Origin of the sequence: Micromonospora sp. A3M-1-15 (assembly GCF_024213425.1) — a bacterium.
Lineage (GTDB): Bacteria > Actinomycetota > Actinomycetes > Mycobacteriales > Micromonosporaceae > Micromonospora > Micromonospora chersina.
In genome coordinates this window covers 455,903-480,553 of sequence record NZ_JANAVK010000006.1, presented here as the reverse complement: position 1 = coordinate 480,553, position 24,651 = coordinate 455,903, and the positions used below count along the sequence as shown (strand labels likewise).

Sequence of the window (24,651 nt, the reverse complement as noted above, 5' to 3'; positions counted from 1 at the left end):
CCCAGGTCCGGCGCGGCCGATTCCGACCATGCCGCGCCGGCTCAGTGTGGCGGCGACGGATCCTCCGGCGGCCGGCCCCGGCTGCGCAGGTGGTCGGCGACGGCCACCCCGACCAGCACCAGCATCGCCCCGAGCGCGGCGTAGACGGGCGCCAGGAACAGTGCGCCGGGCGCGATGGTGAGCAGCGCCAGGATGCCGCCGGGGCGGGAGAGCGACACCCGGCTGAACACCTCGTACTCGAAGGCGGCGCGACCGACCAGGAACAGCGCCGGCCCGCCGAGGAGGACCGCCAGCCAGGCCGGCGGGGTGTGCCCGGTCGGTTCGAGCAGCACCAGGTCGAATCCCGCCGCGCTGGTCACCACCCCGGCCACCATGAGCAGGTGAGTGTAGGGGGCGGAGTTCAGGAACCGGGCCGGCTGTTTCGCCATGGCGATGGCGTGCGGCAGTAGTTCGCCCGACTTGTGCACGTAGATCCGCCAGAGCAGCAGCGTGGTGGCGAACGCGACGGCGAAGGCGCCGATGTTCTCCGCCTCGGAGTGGTGCAGGCTGAAGACGGTCCCGGTGACCAGGATGGCGTCGCCCAACGCGATGATGAAGAACTGCTGGTAGCGCTCGGAGAGGTGCTCGGCGGTCACGTTGCGCTGGGCGTCCGGCACCACACCGAGGCCGGGCACCGGGTACGCGAGCCGGAACCCGAGGTAGTCGATGGCCAGGGCGAGAAGCCAGAGCGTCTCGCGGGCGTGGCCGTTCACCTTGGCGCCGACGAGCCAGGGGATCGCGGAGACCGCGAACCAGATGAAGATGCGGGCCGCCCGGCGCTGGGTCTGCCGGTGGCGCCGGACCGTGGGCATGAGGAACAGCCCGCGTCCGAGATGGATCGCCACGTACGTCCCGGCGAAGACCAGCCCGCGGGCGCCGAACGCCTCCGGGATGGCGGTGGTCATGAGCAGCGCCCCGAACATGACCGCGATGATCAGCAGCTTGATCTCGGGACGTTGCGGGTCGTACATGTCGGTGACCAGGGTGGTGATCGCCCAGGTCCACCACATGGCCATCAGCATGATCAGCGACTGGAGGGCCCGTTGCCAGTCGACCTCGGTGATCAGGCCCCGCGAGATGAGCGAGAGAGCGACGACGTACACCAGGTCGAAGAAGAGCTCCAGCAGGGTCACCCGGCGTGGCGCCTCGGGATCGCGCACCGGGGGTCGCCGCTCGGCGGGCTGCTCCGGCGTGGCGGTGGGCACGAGGTGCTCCTGCGGTGGCGGGATCGGCGCGGCGGGCCGTCCGGCCCTGCACCGACCGTAGCGACGCCCGCGCGGACCCGTGCCGGGTTTCCCCTATTCGCGCCCGTCCGGGGCGCCACGCCGCGAGCGGTCCGACCCGCCCGGTCCGGCCCGGTCCGGCTCGACGGCCGGCGGACACGGCGCGGGCCGGTGGCGACCGTCGGTCACCACCGGCCCAGGCGTCGGATCAGGCGTCGTCGCCGGCGCCGACCGGGAGCACCCGCTCGGCGTCGGCACGGGCGCCGGCCAGCACCTTCGCCTGCTGCGACCAGGTCGCCAGGCCCGGGGCGGCGCGCAGGCCGGCGGCCTTGACGGTCTCCCGCAGCGCCGCCTCGTCCAGCTCGGCGAGCTGCTGGTAGGTGCGGATGCCGGCGGCCTGGAGGGCGGCGGCCAGCTTCGGCCCGATGCCCTGGATCCGCCGGAAGTCGTCCGGCGCGTCCACCTGGACCGCAGCGGCGTCCTCGGCCGCGGCGCGCGGCGCGGGCACCGCCACCGGCGCGACCGGCTCGGCCTCGGCGACCGGCTCGGCCTCCACGGTCACCGGCTCGGAGGGCACGGCCACCGGCTCGGCCTCGGCGGCCGGGCTCGCGGCCGGCTCCGCGTCGGCGGCCAGCGGCTCCGGCGCGGTCCGGACCGGCTCGGTCTCCTCGACGGCGACCGGCTCGACGGCGACCGGCTCGGCGGCGACCTCGACCGGTGCGACCGGACGGACCGGCTCCTCCTCGGACCGGACCGGCTCCTCGACGGCCACCGGCTCGACGGCGGAAGGCTCGACGGCCGCGGACTCGGCGGACGCGGGCTCGGCGGACGGCAGGGTGCTGGCCTGGGCGGCCAGCGTGGCGGCGGCCGGGGCGGCGTCCTGGTCGACCGGGGCCGGCTGCTCGGTCACCGCGGCGGGCGCCGGCACCTCGTCGACCACGGCCTCCGGCCGCTCCTGGTCGACCGTGGCGGTCACCTCGGGCGCCGGGGCGGCGGCACCCTCCACCGTGGGCGTACCGGTGCCGGCGGCGTTCCGGCGGCCGCTCACCACCCACCCGATGCCCAGGCCCACCAGCAGGGCCAGGATCAGAACCAGCCACTGCCCGAAGCTCGACGGCATGCCAACCTCCTCCTATGTACGTGAACGACAATCGCGAGAAAACCGGGGGCAGCTTCGCACACGTACGCGCTGGGCGACAGGGAGGTCGGCGGCTGCCGACGCCGGTGGGACGCGGCGGTGCCGGCCGGTGGCCGTGAGATGACCGAGCGTGTGGCGGGCGGGGTCGCCGAAGGGGCGCCCCGGACCCTGGTGCCGTTCGAGGGTCCGGGACGCCCCGGTCTTCGGTGCGGTGACGCTCAGCAGATCCGCCGGGGCGCGGGCAGGTCGGCCGCGTCCCAGCTGTAGAAGCAGCCGGCCACGGCGTCGCGGGGGGACCGCCAGGTCGGCAGGTACGGCGAGGTGTGCGCCGACAGCCGCTCGTTCACCTGCTGGTAGAGCGGGTTGTCGCGGACCTCGGCGGCCAGGTCCGGGTCGACGGCGACCGTCTCCATGAGGTGCACGCACAGGTCGTGCAGGTAGTACAGCGACCGGTGCCGCACGCCGGTGAGGCGGGGCAGCTCGGTGGCGTCGGACTCGGCGAAGATCTGTGCCACCCGGCCCTGCGCCCCCGGCACGATCCGGCTGACGACCAACAGTCGACTCATCGGGACCCCTCTCGCCGCTCGTGGTGTCCCGACCCCGGCCGAGGAGGTCGGTCACCGTGCGGCCCACCCTGCCGGGCCGGCTGTCACCTGGCCGTCACGGCCCGCCCGGGGACATTGATGGCGGTGGTGACGGTGAGCGGGGGTGCGGTGTCGTGGGCGCGGTCGGGCCGCGCGGCGCCGAACCGGCGGGGCGGCCGGGGGCGTTGCTCCGGTCCGCGCGCCGCTGGGGGGCCTGCCGGGTGGCCCGCCGGATCGGGGCGAGGGTCTCGTCGAGCAGGGCGCACATGGCCGGGGACGGCTCGAGGCGCAGTTCGCGCAGCAGCAGGTCGCGGTAGACGTAGAAGGCGTGCACCGCTTCGAAGGCATTGCCCTCGGCGAGGTGGATGCGGACCACCAGGCGGTGCGGGGTCTCGCGCAGCGGTTCGGCGGCCATGGCCTCCAGCGCCGCCTCCAGGGCCTCGCCGTGGCGGTCGGCGGCGAGGTGGTTGCCGGCGAGTTCCTCCAGCATGTGCAGCCGGAGCTGGCGCAGCCGTTCGCGTTCCAGCAGCACCCAGTCGTCGTACCAGCCGGGGAGCAGGTCGTGCCGGCCGGCGCCGGCGGCGCCGCGGGGAGCCTCGCCGTCGCGGACCCGGGCCGCGGTGGCCACCAGCTCGTCGACGTCGAGGTGGACGGTGGCGCCGAGGCGGACGGTGTCGCCGTCGGTGCACAGCGGGCAGCAGGGGTCCTGCCGGAGCCGCCACAGCGCGGTGCGCAGCGAGGAGAGCGCCCGGTCCTCGGGGGTCTCCGGCCAGAGCAGTCCGGCCAGGTGGCTGCGGGTGGCGCCCGGGCGGAGCCCGATGAGGGCGATGACCCGTTGCAGGCCCCGGGGGACCACCACCGGGACGTCGTCGTGGAGCAGCCGGAACCCGCCGAGCAGGTGCAGCGACACCCGTGGGGCGGGGTCTCCCGCCGTGGGCATTCTCGATCCACCGGACACGGGCGCACCCCCCTGCACCGGAACCCTCGTCCCGACCGTCCTCTGTGCCCGGCTCGGCTGCCGCGACGCCGGTGTCGGAACGGCTCCGCCGTGGCGGAGAAAGCCCGCTGTGTCCGGGCTGACCGGTACGGAGGATATCAACACTTGTTACTCTGCGTCAACGAGGCGTTGGTTTGCTGACCGTCCGTAATGGCCGGACGAACCGGCTGTGAACTGCGAAAAAGTGTCGCCATCTATTCGGGTCAGTTGATCTTCCCATAGCCGGCGCACAGCTTGCGTCAACGCAGCGTCACGGACTTCCCGGGCCGATGGTGGCCGGTTGACGCCGCGTTGACGGTGCCGGCGGCACCGTGGCGCCAGTCGTCCGGCGAGACCGGTCGCCACGCACCGGGACGCACCCAGGGGAGGCTGCGCAATGGACCGCTCGCTCATCGTCGCCAAGGTGGTGCCCACCGCCGAGGATCGGGTCGCCGAGATCTTCGCCGAGTCCGACGCGACCGAACTGCCCGGCCTGATCGGCGTCCGGCACCGCTCCCTCTACCGGCTGCACGACCTCTACGTCCATCTCCTGGAGACGGAGGAGCCGGCCCAGGGCGCGGTGGAGGAGGCGCGCGGCCATCCCGAGTTCGTCCGGGTCAGCGAGCGGCTGCGCCCGTACATCTCGCCGTACCTGCCGACCTGGCGCTCGCCCCGCGACGCCATGGCCCACTGCTTCTACCGGTACGACGCCCCGGGGCGCCAGTCCCAGCGATACGACGCGCTCGGGCGGCGGTCGTGACCACCACCGCGCCCCGGGACGAGCAGCTCTGGTCCCGCTGCGACGGGTGCTCCTCGCTGCTCTACCGCAAACGCCTGCGGCGCAACCTCGACGTCTGCCCGGAGTGCGGCTCGCACGCCCGGCTCGACGCGCCGGACCGGGTGGCGCAGCTTGTCGACCCGGACTCGTTCACCCCGCTGCCCGAGCGGGCGGTACGGGTCGACCCCATCGGGTTCGTCGACGCGCTGCCCTACCCGCACCGGCTCGGCGCGGCCCGTACCGGCACGGGCCTGGACGAGGCGGTGGTCTGCGGGACCGCCCGGGTCGGCGGCCACCCGGTCGCCCTGGCGGTGATGGACTTCCGCTTCCTCGGCGGCAGCCTCGGCTGCGCGGTCGGCGAGCTGATCACCCGGACCGCCGAGCGGGCGCTGGCCGACGCCGTGCCGCTGGTGCTGGTCACCGCCTCCGGCGGGGCGCGGATGCAGGAGGGCGCGCTGTCGCTCATGCAGATGGCCACGGTCAGCCAGGCCGTCGCCGGGCTGCGCGAGGCGGGGCTGCTCACGGTCAGTGTCATCACCGACCCGACGTTCGGCGGGGTGGCCGCGTCCTTCGCCACCAACACCGACGTGGTGCTCGCCGAGAGCGGCGCCCGGCTGGGCTTCGCCGGCCCCCGGGTGATCCGCCAGGTCACCGGCGCCACGCTGCCGGAGGGCTTCCAGACCGCCGAGTTCCTGCTCCGGCACGGCCAGGTCGACCTCGTGGTGCCCCGGCACGCGCTGCGCGGCCGGCTGACCGCGCTGCTCGCCGCCGCCGAGGCCGGCCGGCGGGTGCCCGTACCCCGGCAGGAGCCGGCGCCGCGACCGGCCGCGCCCGCCCCCGCGCCCGGCCCGGCCCGCGACGCCTGGGAGACGGTACGCACGGCCCGGCACCCCGGCCGGCCCACGACCCTGGACTACCTGGAGACCGCCTTCGACGGCTTCGTGGAGCTGCACGGTGACCGGCTCGGCGCGGACTGCCCGGCGGTCGTCGGCGGGGTGGCGCGGTTGGACGGCCGGCCCGTCATGGTGATCGGCCACCAGAAGGGACACACCACGGCGGAGCTGGTGGCCCGCAACTTCGGGATGGCCAGCCCGGCCGGTCACCGCAAGGCGCTGCGGCTGATGCGTCTGGCGGCCCGGCTCCGCCTGCCGGTGGTGACCCTCGTGGACACCCCGGGCGCCGACCCGGGCGTGGACGCCGAGCAGCAGGGCCAGGCCGCCGCGATCGCAGAGAACATCCTCGCGCTGAGCGTGCTGCCCACGCCGGTCGTCGCGGTGGTCACCGGCGAGGGCGGCAGCGGCGGCGCGCTCGCCCTGGCCGTCGCCGACCGGGTGCTGATGCTGGAGCACGCCGTCTACTCGGTGATCAGCCCGGAGGGCTGCGCCGCGATCCTCTGGCCGGACAGCTCGGCCGCCCCGCAGGCCGCCCGGGCGCTGCGGCTCACCGCCGCCGACCTGTGCCGGCTCGGGGTGGTCGACGAGGTGGTGCCCGAGCCGCGGCCCGCCGCCCACGGCGACCCGGCCGGCGCGGCCGAGCTGCTGGGCCGGGCCGTGACGGCGAACCTCGCCCCGCTGCTCGCCGTGCCGCCGGCCACCCTGGTCCGCCGCCGCCGGCAGCGGTTCCGCCGCTTCGGCGCGGCCCGGTCCGCGGACGGGACCGCGCAGCGCGACGTCCTCCGGAACGGCACGCGTACGGAGGTGGCGCCGTGAGTGGGGACGCCGGGCCCGAGGAGGTGCTGGACGGGTTGAGCCGGCACGCCCGCAAGCTGGTCGCCGAGCTGGCCGGCCCGGTCCGCCGGGTACGGCTGCGCAGCGGCGAGACCGTGCTGGAGGTCGAGTGGCACCACCCGGCCCGGCCGGCGCCGGCGCCGCGTGCCGAGGTGGACCCGGCCCCCGCGCCGCGGGTCGAGGCGGCGGCGCCCATGACGGACCGGCCGGCGGTGCGGGCGCCCGTGGTGGGCACCTTCTACCGGTCGCCCGAGCCCGGCGCCGCGCCGTTCGTGGCGGTCGGCGACGTGGTCCGTCCCGGGCAGGTGGTCGGCATCGTCGAGGCGATGAAGTTGATGAACGAGGTGACCGCCGGCCAGGCCGGACGGGTGGTCGAGGTGCTGGTGGAGGACGGCAAGCCCGTCGAGTACGACCAGCCGCTGATCGCCCTGGAACCGCTCACCGGACGGGACGGCTGATGTTCGACAAGCTGCTGATCGCCAACCGCGGCGAGATCGCGCTGCGCGTGCTGCGTGCCTGCCGGGAACTGGGTGTCCGGACGGTGGTGGTGCACTCCAGCGCCGACGCCGACTCGCTGCCGGTGCGGCTGGCCGACGAGACCGTCCGGATCGGACCGGCGTCCAGCCGGCAGAGCTACCTGAACGCCGCGGCGATCGTCGAGGCGGCCCGGCAGACCGGCGCCCAGGCCGTGCACCCCGGCTACGGCTTCCTCTCCGAGGACGCCGACTTCGCCGAGATCTGCGCGGAGAACGGGCTCACCTTCGTCGGCCCGCCGCCGCAGGTGATGGCCGCCCTCGCCGACAAGTCCACCGCGCGGGCGCTGATGAGCCGGGCCGGCCTGCCGCTGCCGCCGGGCAGCGTGCGGACCCTGCCGACCGCCGCCGAGGCCCTGGCGGTGGCCGCCGAGGTCGGCTACCCGGTGATCGTCAAGGCGGCCGCCGGCGGGGGCGGGCGCGGGATGACGGTGGTCCGCTCGGCCGCCGAGCTGCCCCGCGCGTACGCCCGCACCCGCGCCGCCGCCCAGGTCGCCTTCGGCGACGACCGGGTGTACGTCGAGCGGTACCTGGCCGACGCCCGGCACGTCGAGGTGCAGGTGCTCTGCGACAACTACGGCAACGGGATCCACCTGGGCACCCGGGACTGCTCGGTGCAGCGCCGGCACCAGAAGCTGATCGAGGAGGCGCCCGCCCCCGCGCTGCGCCCGGCCACCCTGGACACCCTCGCGGAGACCGCGCTGCGCGGTGCCCTCTCGGTCGGGTTCACCGGCGTCGGCACGGTCGAGTTCCTGGTGGACGAGGCGGAACGCTGCCACTTCCTGGAGATCAACTGCCGGATCCAGGTGGAGCATCCGGTGACCGAGCTGGTCACCGGCATCGACCTGGTCCACGAGCAGCTGCACGTGGCCGCCGGCACGCCGCTGCGCCTGCGGCAGGAGGACGTCCGGCTGCGCGGGGTGGCCGTCGAGTGCCGGGTCAACGTGGAGGACCCGGACCGGGACTTCGCCCCCGCGCCCGGCCGGCTGGACCGCTTCCGGCCGCCCGGCGGCCCGTTCACCCGGGTGGACACCCACGGCCACGTCGGCTACCTGGTCAGCCCGCACTACGACTCGCTGCTGGCCAAGGTGGCGGTCTGGGCGCCGGACCGGGACGGCGCGCTGGACCGGCTCGACCGGGCGCTCGGCGAGTTCGAGGTGGCCGGCCCGGGGGTGCGCACCACGATCCCGTTCGCCCGGCGCGTGCTGCGCGACGCCGCCTTCCGCGCCGGGCGGCACACCACCGCCCTGGTCGACCGCCTGCTCAACCCGCCCGCCGCCGGCGCCCCTCCCGCCGTCGACGCCCCGCCGGTCGCCGATGTCGTCCCGGCCGCCGAGCCCGCCCCCGTGCCCGACATCCGAGCCGACGCCGACCCGGCCGGCCGTACCCCCGTCACCGCCGTGCCCGCCGCCGGCCCGAACGCCTGGAGGAACCCATGACCGTCGCCCCCGACCGCCCGCTCGCCAACGAGATCACCGACATCCTGGTGACCCACTGCGGCCTGGACGCCGACGCCGCCGCCCGCACCCCGGCCGCCAGCCTCGAGGAGCTGGGCATGGACTCGCTGGCGCTGCTCGAACTCTCCGCGGTCGTGGCCGACCGGTGGCGGGTGAAGATCCCCGAGCAGGCCGGGCAGCTCAGCATCGCCGGCGTCGCCGACCTGGTGGCCCGCCGGACCGACCCGCCGCCCGGGCACACCGAGAACGCCGTCGACATCGCCGCCCCGCTGCCGCTGGTCTGGGAGATCACCAACGACGTCGCCCGGTGGACCGAGCTGTTCACCGAGTACGCGGCGGCCGAGATCCTGCACCGGGAGGGCGACACGGTCCGCTTCCGGCTCACCATGCACCCCGACGAGAACGGCACGTCGTGGAGCTGGGTCAGCGAACGCACCGCCGACCCGGCCACCCGCGAGGTGCACGCCCGGCGGGTGGAGACCGGCCCGTTCGAGTACATGCGCATCCACTGGCGTTACGACGAGATCCCCGGCGGCACCCGGATGACCTGGGTGCAGGACTTCGCCATGAAGCCCACCGCGCCGGCCGACAACGCCGGCATGACCGAGCGGATCAACAACAACAGCAAGGTCCAACTCGCCGTCATCAGGGAGCGGATCGAGCGGGCGTACGCGGGAGGCGCGCGATGACCGACACCGGTACCGCCCGCGTCTCCGTCCACGACGTCACCGCCGACCGGCGGCGCGGCGGCGAGCTGCGGGTGCTGCTCGGCCCGAAGACCGTCGGCAGCACCTCGGGCTTTATGGGGGTGGCCACCCTCGCGCCGGGGGAGCGGATCGCCGAGCACTACCACCCCTACAGCGAGGAGTTCCTCTACGTCGCCCGCGGCGCCATCACCGTCGACCTGGACGACCGTCCCGTGCCGGTGGCGGCCGGGGAGGCGCTCTTCGTGCCCCGGCACGTACGCCACCGGCTGCGCAACACCGGCGACGAGCCCGCCGAGGTGGTCTTCCACCTCGGACCGCTCGCCCCCCGCCCGGAACTCGGCCACGTCGACACCGAGGGCGCCCCACCACCCCGGAAACCGTCGTGACCGGCCGGCGCACCGTGGTCACCGGCGTCGGCGTCGTCGCCCCCGGCGGCGCCACCCGGGACCGGTTCTGGAAGACCATCACCGAGGGGCGCACCGCCACCCGGCGGATCAGCTTCTTCGACCCGTCGCCGTTCCGCTCGCAGATCGCCGCCGAGTGCGACTTCGACCCCGACGCCGCCGGCATCACCCTCGCCGAGCGGCAGCGCGCCGACCGGTACGTGCAGTTCGCCCTCGCCTGCTCCGCCGAGGCGCTCGCCGACAGCGGCCTGACCCTCTCCGACGCCGAGCGGGAACGCGCCGGCGTGGTGCTCGGCACCGCCGTGGGCGGCACCATGGCGCTGGAGAAGGAGTACGTGCGGGTCAGCGACTCCGGCCGGAACTGGCTGGTCGACCACACCCTCGGCGGGCCGTACCTGTACCAGGCGCTGATCCCCAGCAGCCTGGCCGCCGACGTGGCCTGCCGGCACGGCCTGCACGGCCCGGCGCAGGTGATCTCCACCGGCTGCACCTCCGGCATCGACGCCATCGGCTACGCCCACCAGCTCGTCGCCGACGGCGAGGCCGACATCGTGCTGGCCGGGGCGGCCGACTCGCCGATCTCCCCGGTCACCGTCGCCTCGTTCGACGCCATCGGCGCCACCAGCCCCGACAACGACGACCCGGAGCACGCCTCCCGGCCGTTCGACGCCGACCGGCACGGCTTCGTCCTGGCCGAGGGCGCGGCCGTGCTGGTGCTGGAGGAGGCCGAGCACGCCCGCCGCCGGGGCGCGCACGTCTACTGCGAGGTGGCCGGCTACGCCAGCCGCAGCAACGGCTTCCATATGACCGGGCTGCGCCCCGACGGCGCGGAGATGGCCGTGGCGATCACCGACGCGCTGCGCCAGGCCCGGCTCGCCCCGTCCGCCGTGTCGTACGTCAGCGCGCACGGCTCCGGCACCCGGCAGAACGACCGGCACGAGACCGCCGCGTTCAAGCGGGCGCTGGGCGCGACGGCGTACCGGGTGCCGATCAGCTCGATCAAGTCGATGGTCGGGCACTCGCTCGGCGCGATCGGCTCGATCGAGATGGCCGCCTGCGCGCTGGCCATCGAGTACGGCGTGGTCCCGCCCACCGCCAACTGGACGACCCGGGACCCCGAGTGCGACCTGGACTACGTGCCCAACGAGGCCCGGGAGGTGCCCGTGGACGTGGCGTTGTCGGTGGGCAGCGGCTTCGGCGGCTTCCAGTCCGCGATGATCTTCCGCCGGCTGGCGGTGCACCCGTGACCGCCCGGGCCGTGGTGACCGGCATCGGCGTGGTCGCGCCCACCGGCGTGGGCGCCGATGCGCACTGGGACGCGGTGCTCGCCGGCACCCGGCGCACCGGGCCGATCACCCTGTTCGACCCGGCCGGCTACCCGACCCGGGTCGCCGGGGAGGTGCCCGACTTCGACCCGTCCGGGTTCACCGACACCCGGCAGCGGGTGCAGACCGACCGGTGGACGCACCTCGGCTTCGCCGCCACCCGGCTCGCGCTCGCCGACGCCGGCCTGCCCGAGGAGGCCCCCGACCCGTACCGGTGGGCGGTCACCCTGGCCAGCTCCTCGGGCGGGAACCTGTTCGGGCAGAAGGAGCTGCAACGGCTCTGGGGCGGGCCGAGCCGGACCGTCGGGGCGTACCAGTCGATCGCCTGGTTCTACGCGGCCAGCGTCGGGCAGCTCTCCATCCGCCACCAGCTCAAGGGACCCTGCGGGGTGACCGTCTCCGAGTCGGCCGGCGGGCTGGACAGCCTCGCCCACGCGGTGCGGACCATCCGCCGCGGCACGCCGCTCGTGGTGGCCGGGGCGACCGAGTGCCCGCTCAGCCCGTACGCGCTGGCCTGCCAGCTCCGCTCCGGGTTGCTCAGCGACGTCGCCGACCCGGAGCTGGCGTACCGGCCGTTCGACGCCGCCGCGGGCGGGTACGTGCCGGCCGAGGGCGGCGCCGTCTTCGTGGTGGAGGAACTGGGACACGCCCTCGCGCGGGGCGCCCGGATCTACGGGGAGATCACCGGCTGGGCGGCCACCCACGACGCCGCCCCGACCGACCCCGAGGCCGGCCCCGACCCGACCCACTACGCCCGCGCGCTGCGCCTGGCCCTGGACCGGGCCGCGGTCCGCCCGCACGACGTGGACGTCATCTGGCCGGACGCGCTCGGCGTTCCCGCGTACGACCGGGCCGAGGCGGCCGCCCTACGCGCGGTCTTCGGCGCCACGACCCCGCCGGTGACCACGCAGAAGCCGCTGACCGGCCGGGCCCACCAGGGCGGTTCGGCGCTGGACGCGGCCACCGCGCTGCTCGCCTTCCACCACGGCCTGCTGCCCGCCTCGGCCGGCCCGGAGCAGCCGGCGCCCGGCTGCGAGCTGACGTTCCTGCGCCGCCCGCGCCCGCCGCGCAGCCGGATCGCCCTGGTCGGGGCGCGCGGCTTCGACGGGTTCAACAGCGCGGTGGTGCTGCGCGGCGCCGCGCCCCCGCCGGCGGGGGGCGAGACGTGACGGGGCGCCGCGTCAGGACGGCCGGGCCAGATACGCCGTCTTGACGTCACCGGAGAACCCGCAGGCCCGGTAGAAGGCATGGGTCGCGGGCCGGCGCGAGCCCGTCATGAGCATCGCCTTGTAACAACCGGCGTCCCAGGCGGCCTGGAGCGTGCCGGCCATGATCTGCTTGCCCAGGCCGGTGCCGCGCCGCGATTCCTCGACGACGACGTTCTCGATGACGGCGTAGGGCGATGCCGATCGGGAGATGTTGGGAATCACGTTGAGGTACGTGGTGGCGACGACGAGCTCGTCCAGTTCGAGGACGAACAGGTGCAGCGCCGGATTGCTCAGGATCTGCGCGAAGGCCCGTTCGTCGGACCCGTCGGTCAAGCGCGGATCGTCGGGCTGCAATTGCCGGTAGAGGCGGATGATCTGCGCGAAGTCGTCGGGCCGGGCCGCACGGAACATGCCCCGAGCGTAGACACCCGCCGGACCGCACCGCACGCCGCCGAGCACAGCGTCGAGCGGCCGGCGGGGTACCGAGCCGGCGTGGAGCCGATACTGCCTGTCCGATCGAGCCTGAGCAATCCGCCCAGCCGCTCTTATTGATCTAGCCATTTGCATGTAGCAATGCGTGGAACGGCTGTCGTACTGTTCCGTCAGCACCCCGGAGAACGCACCTGTTGGGCGGATTTCGCCCACTTCGAGGCTGGGCGGTGGGCGGTCGTGACAGCACATCCTATGGCGGGAGATCCTGCGTCGACAGTGGATGGTTGGGTGGACGACATTCTGTTCACCGGGCGTCCCGCCGACATTTGTCTCCGCCTGCCCGAGCCGGTCGACAAGGCCACCCTGCGCCGCCTCGTCGGCGAGGCGCAGACCCGGCTGGCCGACGCCGGCCTGCGCCCCGGCGGCGCCGCCGCGCTGCGGCTGCCCCCGTCGCTGGCGTACGTGGTGCACCTGCTGGCCACCTGGCGCACCGGCGCCCAGGCGATCCTGCTGGACCACCGGCTCACCGACCACGAGGTCGACGGGGCCCTGCGCCGGCTCACTCCGCAGGTGGTGGTGGCCCCGGTGCGCACCGGCGGCGGCGCGCTGCGCATCTTCGTCGACGTCACCGCGGGCGTCACCTCGTACTCGGACCGCCCGGCCGGCAGCCCGCACGCGGTGATCCAGCTCAGCTCCGGCTCCACCGGACCGTCCAAGGTGATCGGCCGGACCGCCGAGGACCTGGTCGCCGAGGTGCGCCGCTACACGCGGATCGACGGGGTGGCGCTGCCCGGCGAGCGGATCATCCTGCTGCCCTCCATGGTCCACGTGCTCGGCCTGGTCGGCGGGCTGCTCTACGGCCTGCACGCCGGCGTCGAGCTGTGCCCGCCGGAGCGGCTCAGCGGCGACGCGATCCTCGCCGCCGTCGCCGCCCAGGACAGCCCGGCCACCGTGCTCGGCGTGCCGTTCCACATCGGCCTGCTGGCCTCCACCGTGCCGTCCCGGCCGCTGCCGCAACTCAGGCGGATGACCACCGGCGGTGAGCTGGTCCCGGCCGCCGTGGCCCGCGCCTTCACCGACCGCTACGGCGTCCCGCTCGGCAACATGTACGGGATGACCGAGGTCGGCGTCATCGGCACCGACCTGTACGGCGCGCACCGGCCCGCCATCGCCCCCGCCCCGGGCATCCGGGTCCGCGAGTCCGGCGGCGAACTCTGGGTCAGCTGCCCGGCCAACCCGTACGTCGGGCTGGCCGACCCGACCCGCTGGGCCGACGGCTGGCTGCACACCCGCGACGCCGGCGTGGTCGACCCGGGCACCGGGCTGGTGACCATCAAGGGGCGGCTGGACTCGCAGGTCTCGGTGGGCGGCATGAAGGTCGACCTCACCGAGGTGGAGGCCACCGTCGCCGAGCTGCCCGGGGTGACCGCCGCCGTGGTGGTCTGGAACGACGGGATCACCGCCTACGTGCAGACCGACGGCTCGCTCACCGAGGACACCCTGGACAAGCTGCTCATCGAGCGTCTGGCCGGCTACAAGCGCCCCCGCACCCTGCACCTGCTCGACCAGCTGCCCCGCACCACCACCGGCAAGCTGGTCCGCTCCGCGACGGCACTGCGGGACGCGGCGTCATGACCGGCCCGCTGTTCGAGGACGACCTCGACCGGGCCGGCCGCCCCGACGACCGCCACGGCGAGCACCAGGCCCACCTCGCCGGCCGGATGGCCGACCCGCACCCCGGGACAGCCGGGGACCGGGCGCAGCAGCTCGCCGCCGCCGTCCGGCGGGGGCATCCGGCGGCGCAGGCCGCCGTCGCGCAGGCCGGTGCCGAGCGCCTTGCCGACCGCCTCCTTGGCCGTCCACAGGCGCAGGAAGTCCAGCTCCCGGCCGGCCTCGTCCCGGGCGGCCAGCCAGGCCGCCTCGTCCGGGTCGTACCAGCGCCGGGCCAGCGCCGTGGCGGGCAGCCGCCGGCGCCGCTCCACGTCCACCCCGACCGGTCCGCCCGCCCGGGCGGCCACCACGACCACCCCGTCGACGTGGCTGACGCTGACCGGCAGCATCCGCCCGTCGCCGGCGTGCACCTCCGGGCGTCCGCCGGGCGCCCGTCCCACCCCGATCTCCGCCTCGGGCCGGCCGAGCAACGCGCCACCCGCGCGCCTGAGCAGCCGCCGCGCCAGCTCCCGCTGGTCGTCGGCGGCGCGGCCGGTCCACACGTACACGGTGTCCCGACCGGGCACCGGTAGCTGGCTCACGGAAAGAGGTTAACGCCATGCGAGACGAGGTCCGCACCTTCGTCATCGAGCAGCTCGCCGACATGAACTACGACGTCGAGGACATCGACGACGACACCACCCTCGGCCCCTCCGGCGTCGACCTCGAATCGCTGGCCCTGGCCGACCTCGCCGTCCGCGTCGAGGACCGGTACGGCCTGAAGTTCGACGACGACGAGTCGGAGAAGCTGGCCCTCATGACGGTCGGCGAGTTCACCACGATGGTCGCCGACCGGGTGACCGCGAACAGCGACAACTCCTGATGACCGGTCAGCCCGACCTGGGGCGAGCTGACCTGGTGAGCATGCTCGCCGAACTGACCGCGAAACCCGTCGACCAGGTGCCGGACCGGATCGGCTCGATGGAGCTGGCCTGGCTGGTGCACCTCGTCGAGCAACGCTACGACCGCCGGCTGGACCTGACCGACGACCAGCTCGCCGGCATCCGCACCGTCGACGACGCGCTTGCGGTGTTCCACACCTCGCTGACCGCTCCCGCAGATGGCTGAGCGGGAGCCTGTACGGATCACCGGCGTCCACGCGATCAGCGCCCTGGGTAGGGGCGCCGACGCGCTGCTCGCCGGGGTGCTCGCCGGCGCCCCGGCGTTCACGCCGGTGCGCCGCTTCGACACCACCGGCCGCCGGGTCACCGTGGCGGCCACCCTGCCGGAGGTCGGCACCCTCGCCGACGAGCTGACCGACGCCGTTGACCGCGCGTGCCGGGCGGCCGGCGTGGACCGGACGCACCGGGCCGGCGCCGCGCTGTTCCTGGCCACCCACGGCGGCCCGCTCTCGCTGCCGGAGCCGGCCGGGCCGGCGGGCGGGACCGACGCCGCGCCGGAGGTGCCGGCGCTCGCCGGTCACCTGGCCCGCCGCTGCGGGCTGGGCGGACGCACCCGCACCTACACCACCGCCTGCGTGTCGGCGAGCACCGCGGTCGCCGACGCCGCGACCCTGATCGGCCGGGGCGACCTGGACCGGGTCGTGGTCGCGGCCGGCTACCTGGTCGAGCCGGACCAGTACGCCCTCTTCGACGCCGGCCGGGCGCTCGCCGCCGACGGGGCGGTCCGCCCGTTCAGCGCCGGCCGGCACGGGCTGCTGCTCGGCGACGCCGTGGTCGCCGTGGTGCTGGAGTCGGCCCGCGCCGCCGCCGCGCGGGGCGCCCCGACGCTGGCCACCGTGGCCGGCTGGGGGCGGGCCGGCGACGCGTACCACCCGTGCCAGCCGCACCCGGAGGGGCACGGGCTGGCCCGGGCGGTCGAGGCGGCGCTGCGCCGGGCCGGGCTGCCGGCCGCGGCCGTGGGCTACGTCAACGCCAACGCCACCGGCACCCCGTACAGCGACGCCTCCGAGGCGGCGGCGCTGGGCCGGGTGTTCGGCGCGGCGGCCGGGCGGGTCCCGGTCAGCTCCACCAAGTCGGTGCACGGGCACGCACTGGAGGCGTCCGGGCTGCTCGAACTGGTGGTCACCGTGCTCACCCTGGGCCACGGCAAGCTGCCGGTCAACGCCGGCTGGCTGGGCCCCGACGAGACCTGCCCGCTGGACGTCATCACCGACGCGCCGCGCCCCGCGCCGACGCCGCACGCCCTGACCCTGAACGCCGCCTTCGGCGGCGCCAACACGGCCCTCCTGGTGAGTGCGCCGTGACCGCCGAGGTGCTGGCCGAGGCCCGGTGGGACGAGGGCGGGGACGGGGCGGCGCCGGGGGTGCCGGGGTTCGTGCACTCGGGGTTCGCCCCGCTGGTCGTGGCCGTCGCCGACCGGTGCCTGCGTGCGCGGTACGGGGACGGGCCGCTGCCGGCCGGGAACCGGACGGCGGTGGTGCTGGTCAGCGCGAGCGGCGACCGGGCCAGCGCCGCGCACGTCCGGACCACGGTCGAGGCCGGAGGCCGGGTCGGTCCGCTGTTCTTCTTCCAGTCGGTGCCGAACAGCGTGGCCGGGCACGTCGCGGCGCGCTGGGGACTGGACGGGCCGGTGGTGTGCCTGAGCCCCACGGGGGACGCCCGGGCCGAAGGCGCCGCCGAGGCGGACCTGCTGCTGTACGACGGCGACGCCGCGCAGGCGTTGCTGGTCCTGATCGAACAGGCACCGGACGGTACGCCGGGCGAGGCGACCGCGGTGCTGCTGGGGGAGGGAACACGTCAATGAGGACGAGGGGACTGCGCGGCGCCCTGGCGGCCGACACCGAGGTGGGCGCGGGGAACGTGCTCGCCCGGGTGCTGGCCCACGGTGCCGACCCGGCGGGACCGGGACTCACCTTCGACACCGCGGTCGACGGCCACCCGGCCGAGACCCCGCTGACCCTGGGCCGGCTCGACGAGATGGTCGCCGCCCGGGCCGCCTGGCTGCACGAGCGCGGGGTGCGGCCCCGCGACCCGGTCGCCGTCTGGGCCGGCGCCGCCGCCGACATGGTGCTGTCGTTCCTGGCGCTGACCCGGCTCGGCGCGATCCCCGCGCTGATGAACGGCAGGCTGCGCCCGGAGATCGCCGCCGAGTACATCCGCCGGCTGCGTGCCGCCGGGGTGCTTGCCGACGCCGCGCACGCCGAGGCCCTCCAGGGGCACGACCTGGGGGCGCCCCTGCTCGGTGAGCCCGCCGAGGCGGGCGGCGGCGACCCGGCCGCGGCCCCGCCGCACTACCGGCACCACGACGAGGACCCGATCGTCATCACCCACACCTCGGGCACCACGGGGGTGCCGAAGGCGGTGCTGCACTCGCACGCCAGCCTCTTCGCCGCCACCCGGCACCTGCTCGCCATGCCGCAGGCGCAGGGCACCACCCGGATCCTCAACGCGCTGCCCGCCCCGCACACCGCGACCGTGCTCATGGTCAACCAGGCGCTCGGCAACCGGGCGGAGATGTACCTCCTCTCCGAGCAGGGCGGGGAACGGGTGCTCGACGCGATCCAGCGCTGGCGGCCGGACGGCGTGTTCGGGTTCTCCGTCACCTGGGCCGAGCTGGCCCGGTTCGACCTGTCCGCGTACGACCTGGACTCGGTGCGGCTGTGGTTCAACACCGGCGACTGCTCGCACGAGCCGCACGTGCGCCGGCTGGTGAAGGTGGGCTCGCGGGACGTGATGACCCGCGACGGGGTGACCCGGGTGGCCGGTTCGGTCTTCATCGACGGGCTGGGCTCCAGCGAGATGGGGCACTCGATGTTCCACATCACCCACACCGTCGACACCGACCGGTACGGCCGCTGCGTCGGCCGCCCCTACCGGTTCACGAAGGTGGCGGTGCTCGACCTCGACGGCAACGAGCTGCCACCCGGGCAGGTCGGTTGGCTGGGCATCGACTCGCCGTCGCTGTTCCGCGGCTACTGGAACGACTCGGTCACCACCTACCGGTCCCGGCTGCGCGGCTGGTACCTCACCGGCGACCTGGTCCACGCCGACGCCGACGGCCGCTACTACCACCTGGACCGGGCCGTGGACTCGGTCGAGTCGGGCGACGGGAAGCGGTTCTTCACGGCGCTGTCCGAGGAGCGGATCCTCGCCGCCTGCGCCGACCTCACCGACTGCACGGTGGTGATCGTCTCCGAGGGCGGCACGGTGGTGACCGATGTCCTGCTGGAACTGGCCGCCGGGGTGGACCCGGCCGAGGACCGCGCCGCGCGGATCCGCGCCGCGCTCGGGCCGGACCTGGCCGCCACGCTGCGCCGGGTGGTGCCGGTCCGCGCCGACGACATCCCGGTCACCGTGACCGGCAAGGTCCGCAAGGTGGCGCTGCGCGAGCGCTATCTCAGCGAGTCGCCGTCATGAGCGCCGTCATCACCGGCATGGGGCTGTTCACCCCGGCGGGCCGGGGCGTCGAGGAGACCTTCACGGCGCTCACCACCGGCCGGTCCGGGCTGCGCCGGCCCCCCGAGGGGCACCCGGCGCGGGACAGCCTCGAGGTGGCCGGCGTGCTGCCGGAGATCGACCCGCGCACCGTCGCCTCCGGCCCGGAGACCAAGGTGCTGGACCGGATCGTGCTGCTGGCCCTCCTCACCGCCGCCGAGGCGCTCGCCGACGCCGGCATCGAGGTGGGCCGGGACGTCGACCCGGACCGGATCGGGGTGATCGTCGGCGGGGTCGGCGGGATGTCCACCCTGGAGAGCCAGGTCCTGGCGCGCGCCGCGCGGGGCCGGGCGGCGGTCAGCCCGTACCTGCTCACCGGGATCCTGCCGAACATGCCGTCGGCCCGGATCGCCATCGCCCACGGCATCCGCGGCTACAGCTCCTCGGTGGGCACGGCCTGCGCCTCGGGCGCCCAGGCGGTGGCCGACGGGGTACGCCTCATCCGGTCCGGCGAGGCCGACGTGGTGGTGTGCGGGGCGAGCGAGGCGCCCCTGTTCCCGACCTTCGCCGACACCTTCGGCAACGCCCGGGCCCTGGCCCGCGGCTGGGACGAGCCCACCGAGGCGAGCCGCCCGTTCGACAAGCGGCGCAACGGGTTCGTGCTGGCCGAGGGGGCGGCGCTGCTGGTGCTGGAACGCGCCGGGCACGCCGCCGCCCGGGGGGTCACCGGCTACGCCGAGGTCGCCGGCTACGGGGTGAACACCGACGCGTACCACCCGACGGCGCCCCGGCCGGACGGCGCCGGGGCGGCGGCGTGCATGCGCCGCGCGCTGGCCGTCGGGGGCGTCGAACCGGCCCAGGTCGGCTACGTCAACGCGCATGGCACCAGCACGAAGCTCGGCGACATCGCCGAGACCACCGCCCTCGCCGAGGTCTTCGGCGTCGGCAGGGTGCCGGTCAGCTCCACCAAGGCCCTCACCGGGCACCTGCTCGGCGCCTCCGGCGTGCTGGAGGCGGCGGCCACCGCCCTCGCCCTCGGGCGCGGGCTGCTCCCGCCCACCTACCACCTCGACGACCCGGACCCGGACTGCGAGGCGGACCACGTCCGCGCCGCGCCCCGGGCCACCCGGGCCGACCACGCGCTGACCAACTCGTTCGGGTTCGGCGGCCAGAACGTCAGCCTGCTGCTGCGCCGGGTGGCCGGATCCGCCCGGCGGGCCGCCGCGCCGGCCGCGGCGGGCTGATCGGACTCCATCCCGGGCGCACGCCCGGGTCGCAGTCACGGGGGGAACAGGGGGAAAGGCTACCAATGGACATCAATGGCATAGACCACATCGAACTGCACGTGGGGGACGCCCGGCAGGCCGCCTTCTACTTCGACACCGCCGTCGGTTTCCGGCTGCGGGGCCAGGGCGGCCCGGAGACCGGGCTGGCCGGGCAGCGCTCGCTGCTGCTCGAACAGGCCGCCGTCCGGATGGTGCTCACCACCGGGCTGACCGCCGAGCACCCGGCGTCGACGTACGTGCACCGGCACGGCGACGGCATCGCCGTGGTGGCCCTGGAGGTCGACGACGCCGCCGAGGCGTACGCGGAGCTGGTGGCCCGGGGTGCGACCGGGGTGACCGCGCCGCGCACCTTCACCGGCGCGGACGCCGAGGTGGTCACCGCCGAGGTCGGCGGCTTCGGCGACGTGCTGCACCGTCTGGTCGAGCGGCGCGGCGACCGGACGGCGTTCCTGCCCGGGGCGATCGAGCCGGTGCCCGGCGGCGGCGACGCCCCGCTGCTCGCCGAGATCGACCACCTGGCGGTCTGCGTGCCGCCCGGCAAGCTCGACGAGACGATCGGGCACTACGAGAAGGTCTTCGGCTTCGCGCAGATCTTCGAGGAGCACATCGAGGTCGCCGGGCAGGCGATGAACTCGAAGGTGGTGCAGAGCCCGTCCGGGCGGGTCACCCTGGTGCTGCTGGAGCCGGACACCGGCCGGCGGCCCGGGCAGATCGAGGACTTCCTGCGCTGGCACGCCGGCGCCGGGGTGCAGCACCTCGGGCTGCGCACCGACGACATCGTCACCGCGGTCGGCGCCCTCGCCGGCCGGGGGGTGCGCTTCGCCGGCACCCCGGGGGCCTACTACGACGACCTGGAACAGCGGGTCGGCAAGGTGGACGCGCCGCTGGACCGGCTGCGCGACCTGAGCATCCTGGTCGACTCCGACCACGACGGCCAGCTGCTCCAGATCTTCACCGAGTCGATGCACGTGCGCCGCACCCTCTTCCTCGAACTCATCGAGCGGCGCGGGGCGCGCACCTTCGGCAGCGGCAACATCAAGGCGCTCTACGAGGCCAAGGAACGCGAACTGGCCGCGGCGGGGGCGACCCCCGCCGTCGCGGCCGGGACGGCAGGAGGGGTTCGGGCATGACCACCACACATCCGGCACTGACCGCCGAGGAGGAGGCGCTGCTGCCGTCCGACGAGGACGTGCGGCACTACGCCGAGCACGGCTGGTACCTGTCCAGGAAGCTGCTCACCGACGATGAGGTGGACACCCTCGTCGCGGCGGCCGACCGCTACTACGCCGGGGAACGGGACCGGCGGCTGCCCGTCCGCCCGCCGAAGCTGGCCTACTGGGAGCCCGCCAGGGGTGACGTGCAGCGGCACAACGACTACGTGCACTACGAGCACGACGCCCTCGGCCGGATCCTGCGCAAGCCGCTGATCGGGGCGGTCGCCGCCCGGCTCGCGCAGGCCGACGAGATCCGCGTCTTCCAGTCCACGCTCATCCACAAGCCGCCGATCTCCGGCGAGCCGTCCAACATCGTGCCCTGGCACTTCGACAAGCACTACTGGGCGTCGTCCTCCTCGGAGAACATGCTCACCGCGTTCATCCCGTTCCACGACTGCGGCGAGGAGATGGGCACCATCACCGTGGTCGACGGCTCGCACCGGTGGCGGGAGATCGGCGCCGACGACACCGTGGTCCGGCACTTCGCCGACCGGGACCGCGACCAGCTCGAAGCCATGCTCGCCGAGAACGCCGCCCACAACCACGCCGAGATCCGGAAGATCCCCATGGTGATCCCGAAGGGACACATGAGCTTCCACCACTGCCGCGTCTACCACGGCAGCGGCCCGAACGTCAGCGACCGGCCCCGCCAGGCCGTCTCGCTGCACCTGCAGGACGGCGCCAACGCCTGGCGGGAGTATCCGCTCTCCGACGGCACGCTCGCCGCGTACAACCACGACGTGCTGGTCCGCCGCACCCCGGAGGACCGGCCCGACTACGCGGACCCCGAATTCTGCCCGGTCATCTGGCGCCACCGCGCCCAGCAGGGAGGCTGACCATGTCACGGTACGACTGGGGAAGGACGCACCCGGGCATCGAGCGGCTGGAGTGGGCGGTGACCGACCGCCGCGACGTGGTGGTCAAGCACCCGCTCTACGCCAACCTGGACACCCACGACGCGCTTGTCACGTTCATGGAGCACCACGTCTTCGCGGTGTGGGACTTCATGTCGCTGCTGAAGTCGTTGCAGCGCCAGCTCACCTGCGTGACCGTCCCGTGGATCCCCACCGGCCCGACCGGCAGCCGCCGCCTCATCAACGACATCGTCATGGTCGAGGAGAGCGACGAGCTGGGTGACGGCTACATCAGCCACTTCGAGCTCTACGTGCGGGGCATGCGGGAGGCCGGCGCGGACACCGGCGCGGTGGACCGGCTGGTCGACCTGCTGCGCGCCGGGCGGCCGGTCACCGGGGCGCTGGCCGAGGCGGGGGTGCCCGCGCCCTCGGCCGCGTTCGCCGCCACCACCTGGCGGATCATCGAGAGCACCCCGGTGCACTGCCAGGCGGCCGCGTTCGCGTTCGGCCGCGAGGACCTCATCCCGGAGATGTTCACCCAGGTCGTCGCGGTCAACGAGCGCAGCAACCGGCTCGACACGTTCGTCGACTACCTGGAGCGGCACATCGAGGTCGACGGTGAGCAGCACACCCCCATGGCCATGCAGATGCTCGCCGACCTCTGCGGCGACGACGACACGAAGTGGCAGGAGTGCGCCGACACGGTCAACGCCGCGCTCGCCGCCCGCGCCCAGCTCTGGGACGACATCCTGGCCGCCGTCAAGGAGGGGCGTCCGGCGTGACCGACTCCGACCCGGTCCGGCTCTACCGGACGGTCCGGCTGATCCGCCGCTTCGAGGAGCGGGCGATCGAGCTGGTCGACGCCGGGGAGATCGTCGGCGGCATCCACCCGTACCTCGGTCAGGAGGGTGTCGCCGCCGGGGTCTGCGCGGCGCTGCGACCCGCGGACCTGGTGACCGGCACCCACCGCGGGCACGGGCACGTGCTGGCCAAGGGCGCCGACCCGGCCCGGATGCTCGCCGAGCTGTGCGGCCGGGTCACCGGGCTCAACCGGGGCCGGGGCGGGTCGATGCACGCCGCCGACTTCGGCGTCGGGGTGCTCGGCGCCAACGCCATCGTCGGGGCCGCCGGCGCGATCCTCACCGGGGCGGTGTGGGCGCGCCGGCGGCGCGGCGACGACGTGGTGGGGGCGACCTTCTTCGGCGACGGCGCGGTCAACGAGGGGATGCTCCTCGAAGCGTTCAACCTGGCCGCGCTCTGGCGGGTGCCGGTGCTGTTCGTCTGCGAGAACAACGGCTACGCCACCACCATGCCGGTCGAGGGCGCGGTCGCCGGCACCATCGCCGGCCGCGCCGCCGCCTTCGGGATGCCGGCGGCCACCGTCGACGGCCAGGACCCCGAGCGGGTACGCGAGGTCACCGCCGCCGCCGTCGCGCGGATGCGCGCCGGCGGCGGCCCCGAGCTGGTCGAGGCCCGCACCTACCGGTTCGACGCGCACCACACCTTCGAGCACCGGGTACGCCTCGACTACCGCCCGCCCGAGGAGGTCGCGGCGGCGCGCCGCCGGGACCCGGTGCTCATCCAGGGCGACCGGCTGCCCGCGGACGTCCGCGCGGCGGTCGACGCGGAGGTGGAGGCCACCCTCGCCGCGGCGGTGGACTTCGCGCTGGCCGGCCCGGCGCCCGACCCCGCCGCCGCCCTCGACCACCTGTACGCCAGCGGGCTCACCGCCCGGACCGGAGGTGGCTGAATGCCCCGGCTCTCCTACCGCAGGGCGCTCACCCGGGCGCTCGCCGACGAGATGACCCGCGACGAGTCGGTCTTCCTGCTCGGCGAGGACATCCGGGTCGCCGCCGCCAACGTCACCACCGGCCTGCTCAAGAAGTTCGGCCCGGAGCGGGTGCTCGACACGCCCCTGTCGGAGCAGGCGTTCACCAGCTTCGCCACCGGCGCCGCGCTGGCCGGCGCGCGGCCGGTGATCGAATTCCAGATCCCCTCGCTGCTCTTCCTGGTCTTCGAGCAGATCGTCAACCACGCGCACAAGTTCCCGCTGATGACCGGCGGGCAGTGCGCGGTGCCGGTCACCTACCTGGTGCCCGGCTCCGGCTCCCGCACCGGCTGGGCCGGGCAGCACTCCGACCACCCGTACAGCCTCTTCGCCCACGTCGGCGTCACCACCGTGGTGCCGGCCACCCCGGCCGACGCGTACGGGCTGCTGGTCTCGGCGATCCGCTGCGACGACCCGGTGGTGGTCTTCGCCCCCGCCGGGGCGCTCGACCTGCGGGCCGACGTCGCCGACCTCGCCCCGGTGCCGCTGGGGCGGGGCGTGGTGCGCCGGCCGGGCACGGACGTCACGGTGGCCGCCGTCGGGCACCTCGTCCACGACGCCCTGGCCGTCGCCGACGAACTGGCCGGCCAGGTCTCGGTGGAGGTCTTCGACCCGCGCACGCTGTACCCGTTCGACTGGGACGGGCTGCTCGACTCGGTGTCCCGCACCGGACGCCTCGTCGTGGTGGACGACTCCAACCGGTCCTGCGGGATCGCCGGCGAGATCATCGCCACCGTGGTCGAGCGGGTCCCGCTCGCCGCGCCGCCGCGCCGGGTCACCCGCCCGGACGGCGCCGTGCTGCCCTTCGCGCCCGCCCTGGACCGGGCCGTGCAACCCGGCCGCGACCAGCTCACCGCCGCCATCCAACTGACCTGTAAGGACGGATGAACG

General features: G+C 74.9%; 26 protein-coding genes. 20 read left to right on the top strand and 6 right to left on the bottom strand.

Annotated features, from left to right (window positions below):
• Nucleotides 1-41: 41 nt before the first annotated feature.
• The 4 genes from NLX85_RS28515 to NLX85_RS28500 form a co-directional block, all read right to left on the bottom strand.
• Complete coding sequence (locus NLX85_RS28515; protein WP_254340274.1) at nt 42-1,244, bottom strand: low temperature requirement protein A; 1,203 nt, start codon at nt 1,242-1,244, stop codon at nt 42-44.
• A gap of 226 nt (nt 1,245-1,470) precedes the next feature.
• Nucleotides 1,471-2,382, bottom strand: a complete 912-nt coding sequence (locus NLX85_RS28510; protein WP_254340273.1) for a helix-hairpin-helix domain-containing protein — start codon at nt 2,380-2,382, stop codon at nt 1,471-1,473.
• Nucleotides 2,383-2,618: 236 nt separating this feature from the next.
• On the bottom strand, nt 2,619-2,966 hold the full coding sequence (locus NLX85_RS28505; RefSeq protein ID WP_254340271.1) for a TcmI family type II polyketide cyclase: 348 nt from the start codon (nt 2,964-2,966) through the stop codon (nt 2,619-2,621).
• Nucleotides 2,967-3,060: 94 nt separating this feature from the next.
• Complete coding sequence (locus NLX85_RS28500; protein ID WP_256567595.1) at nt 3,061-3,924, bottom strand: BTAD domain-containing putative transcriptional regulator; 864 nt, start codon at nt 3,922-3,924, stop codon at nt 3,061-3,063.
• Nucleotides 3,925-4,357: 433 nt separating this feature from the next.
• Between NLX85_RS28500 and NLX85_RS28495 the strand changes: the two genes are divergently transcribed.
• The 8 genes from NLX85_RS28495 to NLX85_RS28460 are packed head-to-tail and all read left to right on the top strand — an operon-like array spanning nt 4,358 to nt 12,060.
• On the top strand, nt 4,358-4,720 hold the full coding sequence (locus NLX85_RS28495; RefSeq protein WP_254340268.1) for a TcmI family type II polyketide cyclase: 363 nt from the start codon (nt 4,358-4,360) through the stop codon (nt 4,718-4,720).
• A complete protein-coding gene (locus NLX85_RS28490) occupies nt 4,717-6,447 on the top strand; it encodes an acetyl-CoA carboxylase carboxyltransferase subunit alpha (RefSeq protein ID WP_254340267.1) in 1,731 nt (576 codons plus the stop codon). The genes NLX85_RS28495 and NLX85_RS28490 overlap by 4 nt, the downstream gene beginning before the upstream one ends.
• Nucleotides 6,444-6,923, top strand: coding sequence for an acetyl-CoA carboxylase biotin carboxyl carrier protein (accB, locus tag NLX85_RS28485; protein ID WP_254340265.1), 480 nt, complete (start codon nt 6,444-6,446; stop codon nt 6,921-6,923). Before NLX85_RS28490 ends, accB begins: the two co-directional genes overlap by 4 nt.
• Nucleotides 6,923-8,437: an acetyl/propionyl/methylcrotonyl-CoA carboxylase subunit alpha gene (locus tag NLX85_RS28480; protein WP_254340262.1), complete on the top strand. Its 1,515-nt coding sequence runs from the start codon at nt 6,923-6,925 to the stop codon at nt 8,435-8,437. Before accB ends, NLX85_RS28480 begins: the two co-directional genes overlap by 1 nt.
• A complete protein-coding gene (locus tag NLX85_RS28475; RefSeq protein ID WP_254340260.1) occupies nt 8,434-9,144 on the top strand; it encodes an SRPBCC family protein in 711 nt (236 codons plus the stop codon). The genes NLX85_RS28480 and NLX85_RS28475 overlap by 4 nt, the downstream gene beginning before the upstream one ends.
• Nucleotides 9,141-9,548 (top strand): cupin domain-containing protein, encoded by a 408-nt coding sequence (locus NLX85_RS28470; protein WP_091305838.1) that lies wholly within the window; start codon nt 9,141-9,143, stop codon nt 9,546-9,548. The genes NLX85_RS28475 and NLX85_RS28470 overlap by 4 nt, the downstream gene beginning before the upstream one ends.
• Nucleotides 9,545-10,813, top strand: coding sequence for a beta-ketoacyl synthase (locus NLX85_RS28465; protein ID WP_254340258.1), 1,269 nt, complete (start codon nt 9,545-9,547; stop codon nt 10,811-10,813). The genes NLX85_RS28470 and NLX85_RS28465 overlap by 4 nt, the downstream gene beginning before the upstream one ends.
• A complete protein-coding gene (locus NLX85_RS28460) occupies nt 10,810-12,060 on the top strand; it encodes a beta-ketoacyl synthase N-terminal-like domain-containing protein (RefSeq protein ID WP_254340257.1) in 1,251 nt (416 codons plus the stop codon). Before NLX85_RS28465 ends, NLX85_RS28460 begins: the two co-directional genes overlap by 4 nt.
• A gap of 12 nt (nt 12,061-12,072) precedes the next feature.
• Here the strand turns inward: NLX85_RS28460 and NLX85_RS28455 are convergent, their stop codons facing one another.
• Nucleotides 12,073-12,510: a GNAT family N-acetyltransferase gene (locus NLX85_RS28455; RefSeq protein ID WP_254340255.1), complete on the bottom strand. Its 438-nt coding sequence runs from the start codon at nt 12,508-12,510 to the stop codon at nt 12,073-12,075.
• A 273-nt stretch (nt 12,511-12,783) separates the two neighbouring features.
• Here NLX85_RS28455 and NLX85_RS28450 point away from each other — a divergent pair, with 273 nt between their 5' ends.
• A complete protein-coding gene (locus NLX85_RS28450) occupies nt 12,784-14,166 on the top strand; it encodes a class I adenylate-forming enzyme family protein (protein ID WP_254340253.1) in 1,383 nt (460 codons plus the stop codon).
• Here NLX85_RS28450 and NLX85_RS28445 read toward each other — a convergent pair.
• Nucleotides 14,064-14,783 (bottom strand): 4'-phosphopantetheinyl transferase superfamily protein, encoded by a 720-nt coding sequence (locus tag NLX85_RS28445; RefSeq protein WP_254340251.1) that lies wholly within the window; start codon nt 14,781-14,783, stop codon nt 14,064-14,066. The two genes, NLX85_RS28450 and NLX85_RS28445, sit on opposite strands and share 103 nt — an antisense overlap.
• 17 nt (nt 14,784-14,800) lie before the next feature.
• On the opposite strand from NLX85_RS28445, the gene NLX85_RS28440 reads away from it, so the two are divergent.
• The 11 genes from NLX85_RS28440 (at nt 14,801) to NLX85_RS28390 (ending at nt 24,648) form a co-directional block, all read left to right on the top strand.
• The gene (locus NLX85_RS28440) at nt 14,801-15,064 is read left to right on the top strand and encodes an acyl carrier protein (protein WP_091305851.1); all 264 of its coding nucleotides are present in this window, start codon (nt 14,801-14,803) and stop codon (nt 15,062-15,064) included.
• On the top strand, nt 15,064-15,309 hold the full coding sequence (locus tag NLX85_RS28435; protein ID WP_091305853.1) for a hypothetical protein: 246 nt from the start codon (nt 15,064-15,066) through the stop codon (nt 15,307-15,309). The genes NLX85_RS28440 and NLX85_RS28435 overlap by 1 nt, the downstream gene beginning before the upstream one ends.
• Nucleotides 15,302-16,447 carry a beta-ketoacyl synthase gene (locus tag NLX85_RS28430; protein WP_254340249.1) on the top strand — a complete coding sequence of 382 codons (1,146 nt, stop codon included), beginning with the start codon at nt 15,302-15,304 and terminating at the stop codon, nt 16,445-16,447. Before NLX85_RS28435 ends, NLX85_RS28430 begins: the two co-directional genes overlap by 8 nt.
• Nucleotides 16,444-16,947 carry a beta-ketoacyl synthase chain length factor gene (locus tag NLX85_RS28425; RefSeq protein WP_254340248.1) on the top strand — a complete coding sequence of 168 codons (504 nt, stop codon included), beginning with the start codon at nt 16,444-16,446 and terminating at the stop codon, nt 16,945-16,947. Before NLX85_RS28430 ends, NLX85_RS28425 begins: the two co-directional genes overlap by 4 nt.
• Nucleotides 16,944-18,560, top strand: a complete 1,617-nt coding sequence (locus tag NLX85_RS28420; protein ID WP_254340246.1) for a class I adenylate-forming enzyme family protein — start codon at nt 16,944-16,946, stop codon at nt 18,558-18,560. Before NLX85_RS28425 ends, NLX85_RS28420 begins: the two co-directional genes overlap by 4 nt.
• Nucleotides 18,557-19,822: a beta-ketoacyl synthase gene (locus tag NLX85_RS28415; protein WP_254340243.1), complete on the top strand. Its 1,266-nt coding sequence runs from the start codon at nt 18,557-18,559 to the stop codon at nt 19,820-19,822. The genes NLX85_RS28420 and NLX85_RS28415 overlap by 4 nt, the downstream gene beginning before the upstream one ends.
• A gap of 65 nt (nt 19,823-19,887) precedes the next feature.
• Nucleotides 19,888-20,994, top strand: coding sequence for a 4-hydroxyphenylpyruvate dioxygenase (gene hppD / locus NLX85_RS28410; protein ID WP_254340241.1), 1,107 nt, complete (start codon nt 19,888-19,890; stop codon nt 20,992-20,994).
• On the top strand, nt 20,991-21,914 hold the full coding sequence (locus NLX85_RS28405) for a phytanoyl-CoA dioxygenase family protein (protein WP_254340239.1): 924 nt from the start codon (nt 20,991-20,993) through the stop codon (nt 21,912-21,914). Before hppD ends, NLX85_RS28405 begins: the two co-directional genes overlap by 4 nt.
• 2 nt (nt 21,915-21,916) lie before the next feature.
• Nucleotides 21,917-22,714, top strand: a complete 798-nt coding sequence (locus NLX85_RS28400) for a DUF3050 domain-containing protein (protein WP_254340237.1) — start codon at nt 21,917-21,919, stop codon at nt 22,712-22,714.
• Nucleotides 22,711-23,682 (top strand): thiamine pyrophosphate-dependent enzyme, encoded by a 972-nt coding sequence (locus tag NLX85_RS28395; protein ID WP_254340235.1) that lies wholly within the window; start codon nt 22,711-22,713, stop codon nt 23,680-23,682. Before NLX85_RS28400 ends, NLX85_RS28395 begins: the two co-directional genes overlap by 4 nt.
• Nucleotides 23,683-24,648: an alpha-ketoacid dehydrogenase subunit beta gene (locus tag NLX85_RS28390; protein WP_254340233.1), complete on the top strand. Its 966-nt coding sequence runs from the start codon at nt 23,683-23,685 to the stop codon at nt 24,646-24,648. It begins immediately after the preceding gene.
• The last annotated feature ends 3 nt before the right edge of the window (nt 24,649-24,651 follow it).

Coding starts and splice junctions, on each gene's coding strand:
- NLX85_RS28510 (WP_254340273.1), bottom strand. CDS start 2,382: ATGCCGTCGAGCTTCGGGCAGTGGCTGGTTCTGATCCTGGCCCTGCTG.
- NLX85_RS28505 (WP_254340271.1), bottom strand. CDS start 2,966: ATGAGTCGACTGTTGGTCGTCAGCCGGATCGTGCCGGGGGCGCAGGGC.
- NLX85_RS28500 (WP_256567595.1), bottom strand. CDS start 3,924: ATGCCCACGGCGGGAGACCCCGCCCCACGGGTGTCGCTGCACCTGCTC.
- NLX85_RS28495 (WP_254340268.1), top strand. CDS start 4,358: ATGGACCGCTCGCTCATCGTCGCCAAGGTGGTGCCCACCGCCGAGGAT.
- NLX85_RS28480 (WP_254340262.1), top strand. CDS start 6,923: ATGTTCGACAAGCTGCTGATCGCCAACCGCGGCGAGATCGCGCTGCGC.
- NLX85_RS28475 (WP_254340260.1), top strand. CDS start 8,434: ATGACCGTCGCCCCCGACCGCCCGCTCGCCAACGAGATCACCGACATC.
- NLX85_RS28470 (WP_091305838.1), top strand. CDS start 9,141: ATGACCGACACCGGTACCGCCCGCGTCTCCGTCCACGACGTCACCGCC.
- NLX85_RS28455 (WP_254340255.1), bottom strand. CDS start 12,510: ATGTTCCGTGCGGCCCGGCCCGACGACTTCGCGCAGATCATCCGCCTC.
- NLX85_RS28450 (WP_254340253.1), top strand. CDS start 12,784: ATGGCGGGAGATCCTGCGTCGACAGTGGATGGTTGGGTGGACGACATT.
- NLX85_RS28440 (WP_091305851.1), top strand. CDS start 14,801: ATGCGAGACGAGGTCCGCACCTTCGTCATCGAGCAGCTCGCCGACATG.
- NLX85_RS28435 (WP_091305853.1), top strand. CDS start 15,064: ATGACCGGTCAGCCCGACCTGGGGCGAGCTGACCTGGTGAGCATGCTC.
- NLX85_RS28430 (WP_254340249.1), top strand. CDS start 15,302: ATGGCTGAGCGGGAGCCTGTACGGATCACCGGCGTCCACGCGATCAGC.
- NLX85_RS28420 (WP_254340246.1), top strand. CDS start 16,944: ATGAGGACGAGGGGACTGCGCGGCGCCCTGGCGGCCGACACCGAGGTG.
- NLX85_RS28415 (WP_254340243.1), top strand. CDS start 18,557: ATGAGCGCCGTCATCACCGGCATGGGGCTGTTCACCCCGGCGGGCCGG.
- hppD (WP_254340241.1), top strand. CDS start 19,888: ATGGACATCAATGGCATAGACCACATCGAACTGCACGTGGGGGACGCC.
- NLX85_RS28405 (WP_254340239.1), top strand. CDS start 20,991: ATGACCACCACACATCCGGCACTGACCGCCGAGGAGGAGGCGCTGCTG.
- NLX85_RS28400 (WP_254340237.1), top strand. CDS start 21,917: ATGTCACGGTACGACTGGGGAAGGACGCACCCGGGCATCGAGCGGCTG.
- NLX85_RS28390 (WP_254340233.1), top strand. CDS start 23,683: ATGCCCCGGCTCTCCTACCGCAGGGCGCTCACCCGGGCGCTCGCCGAC.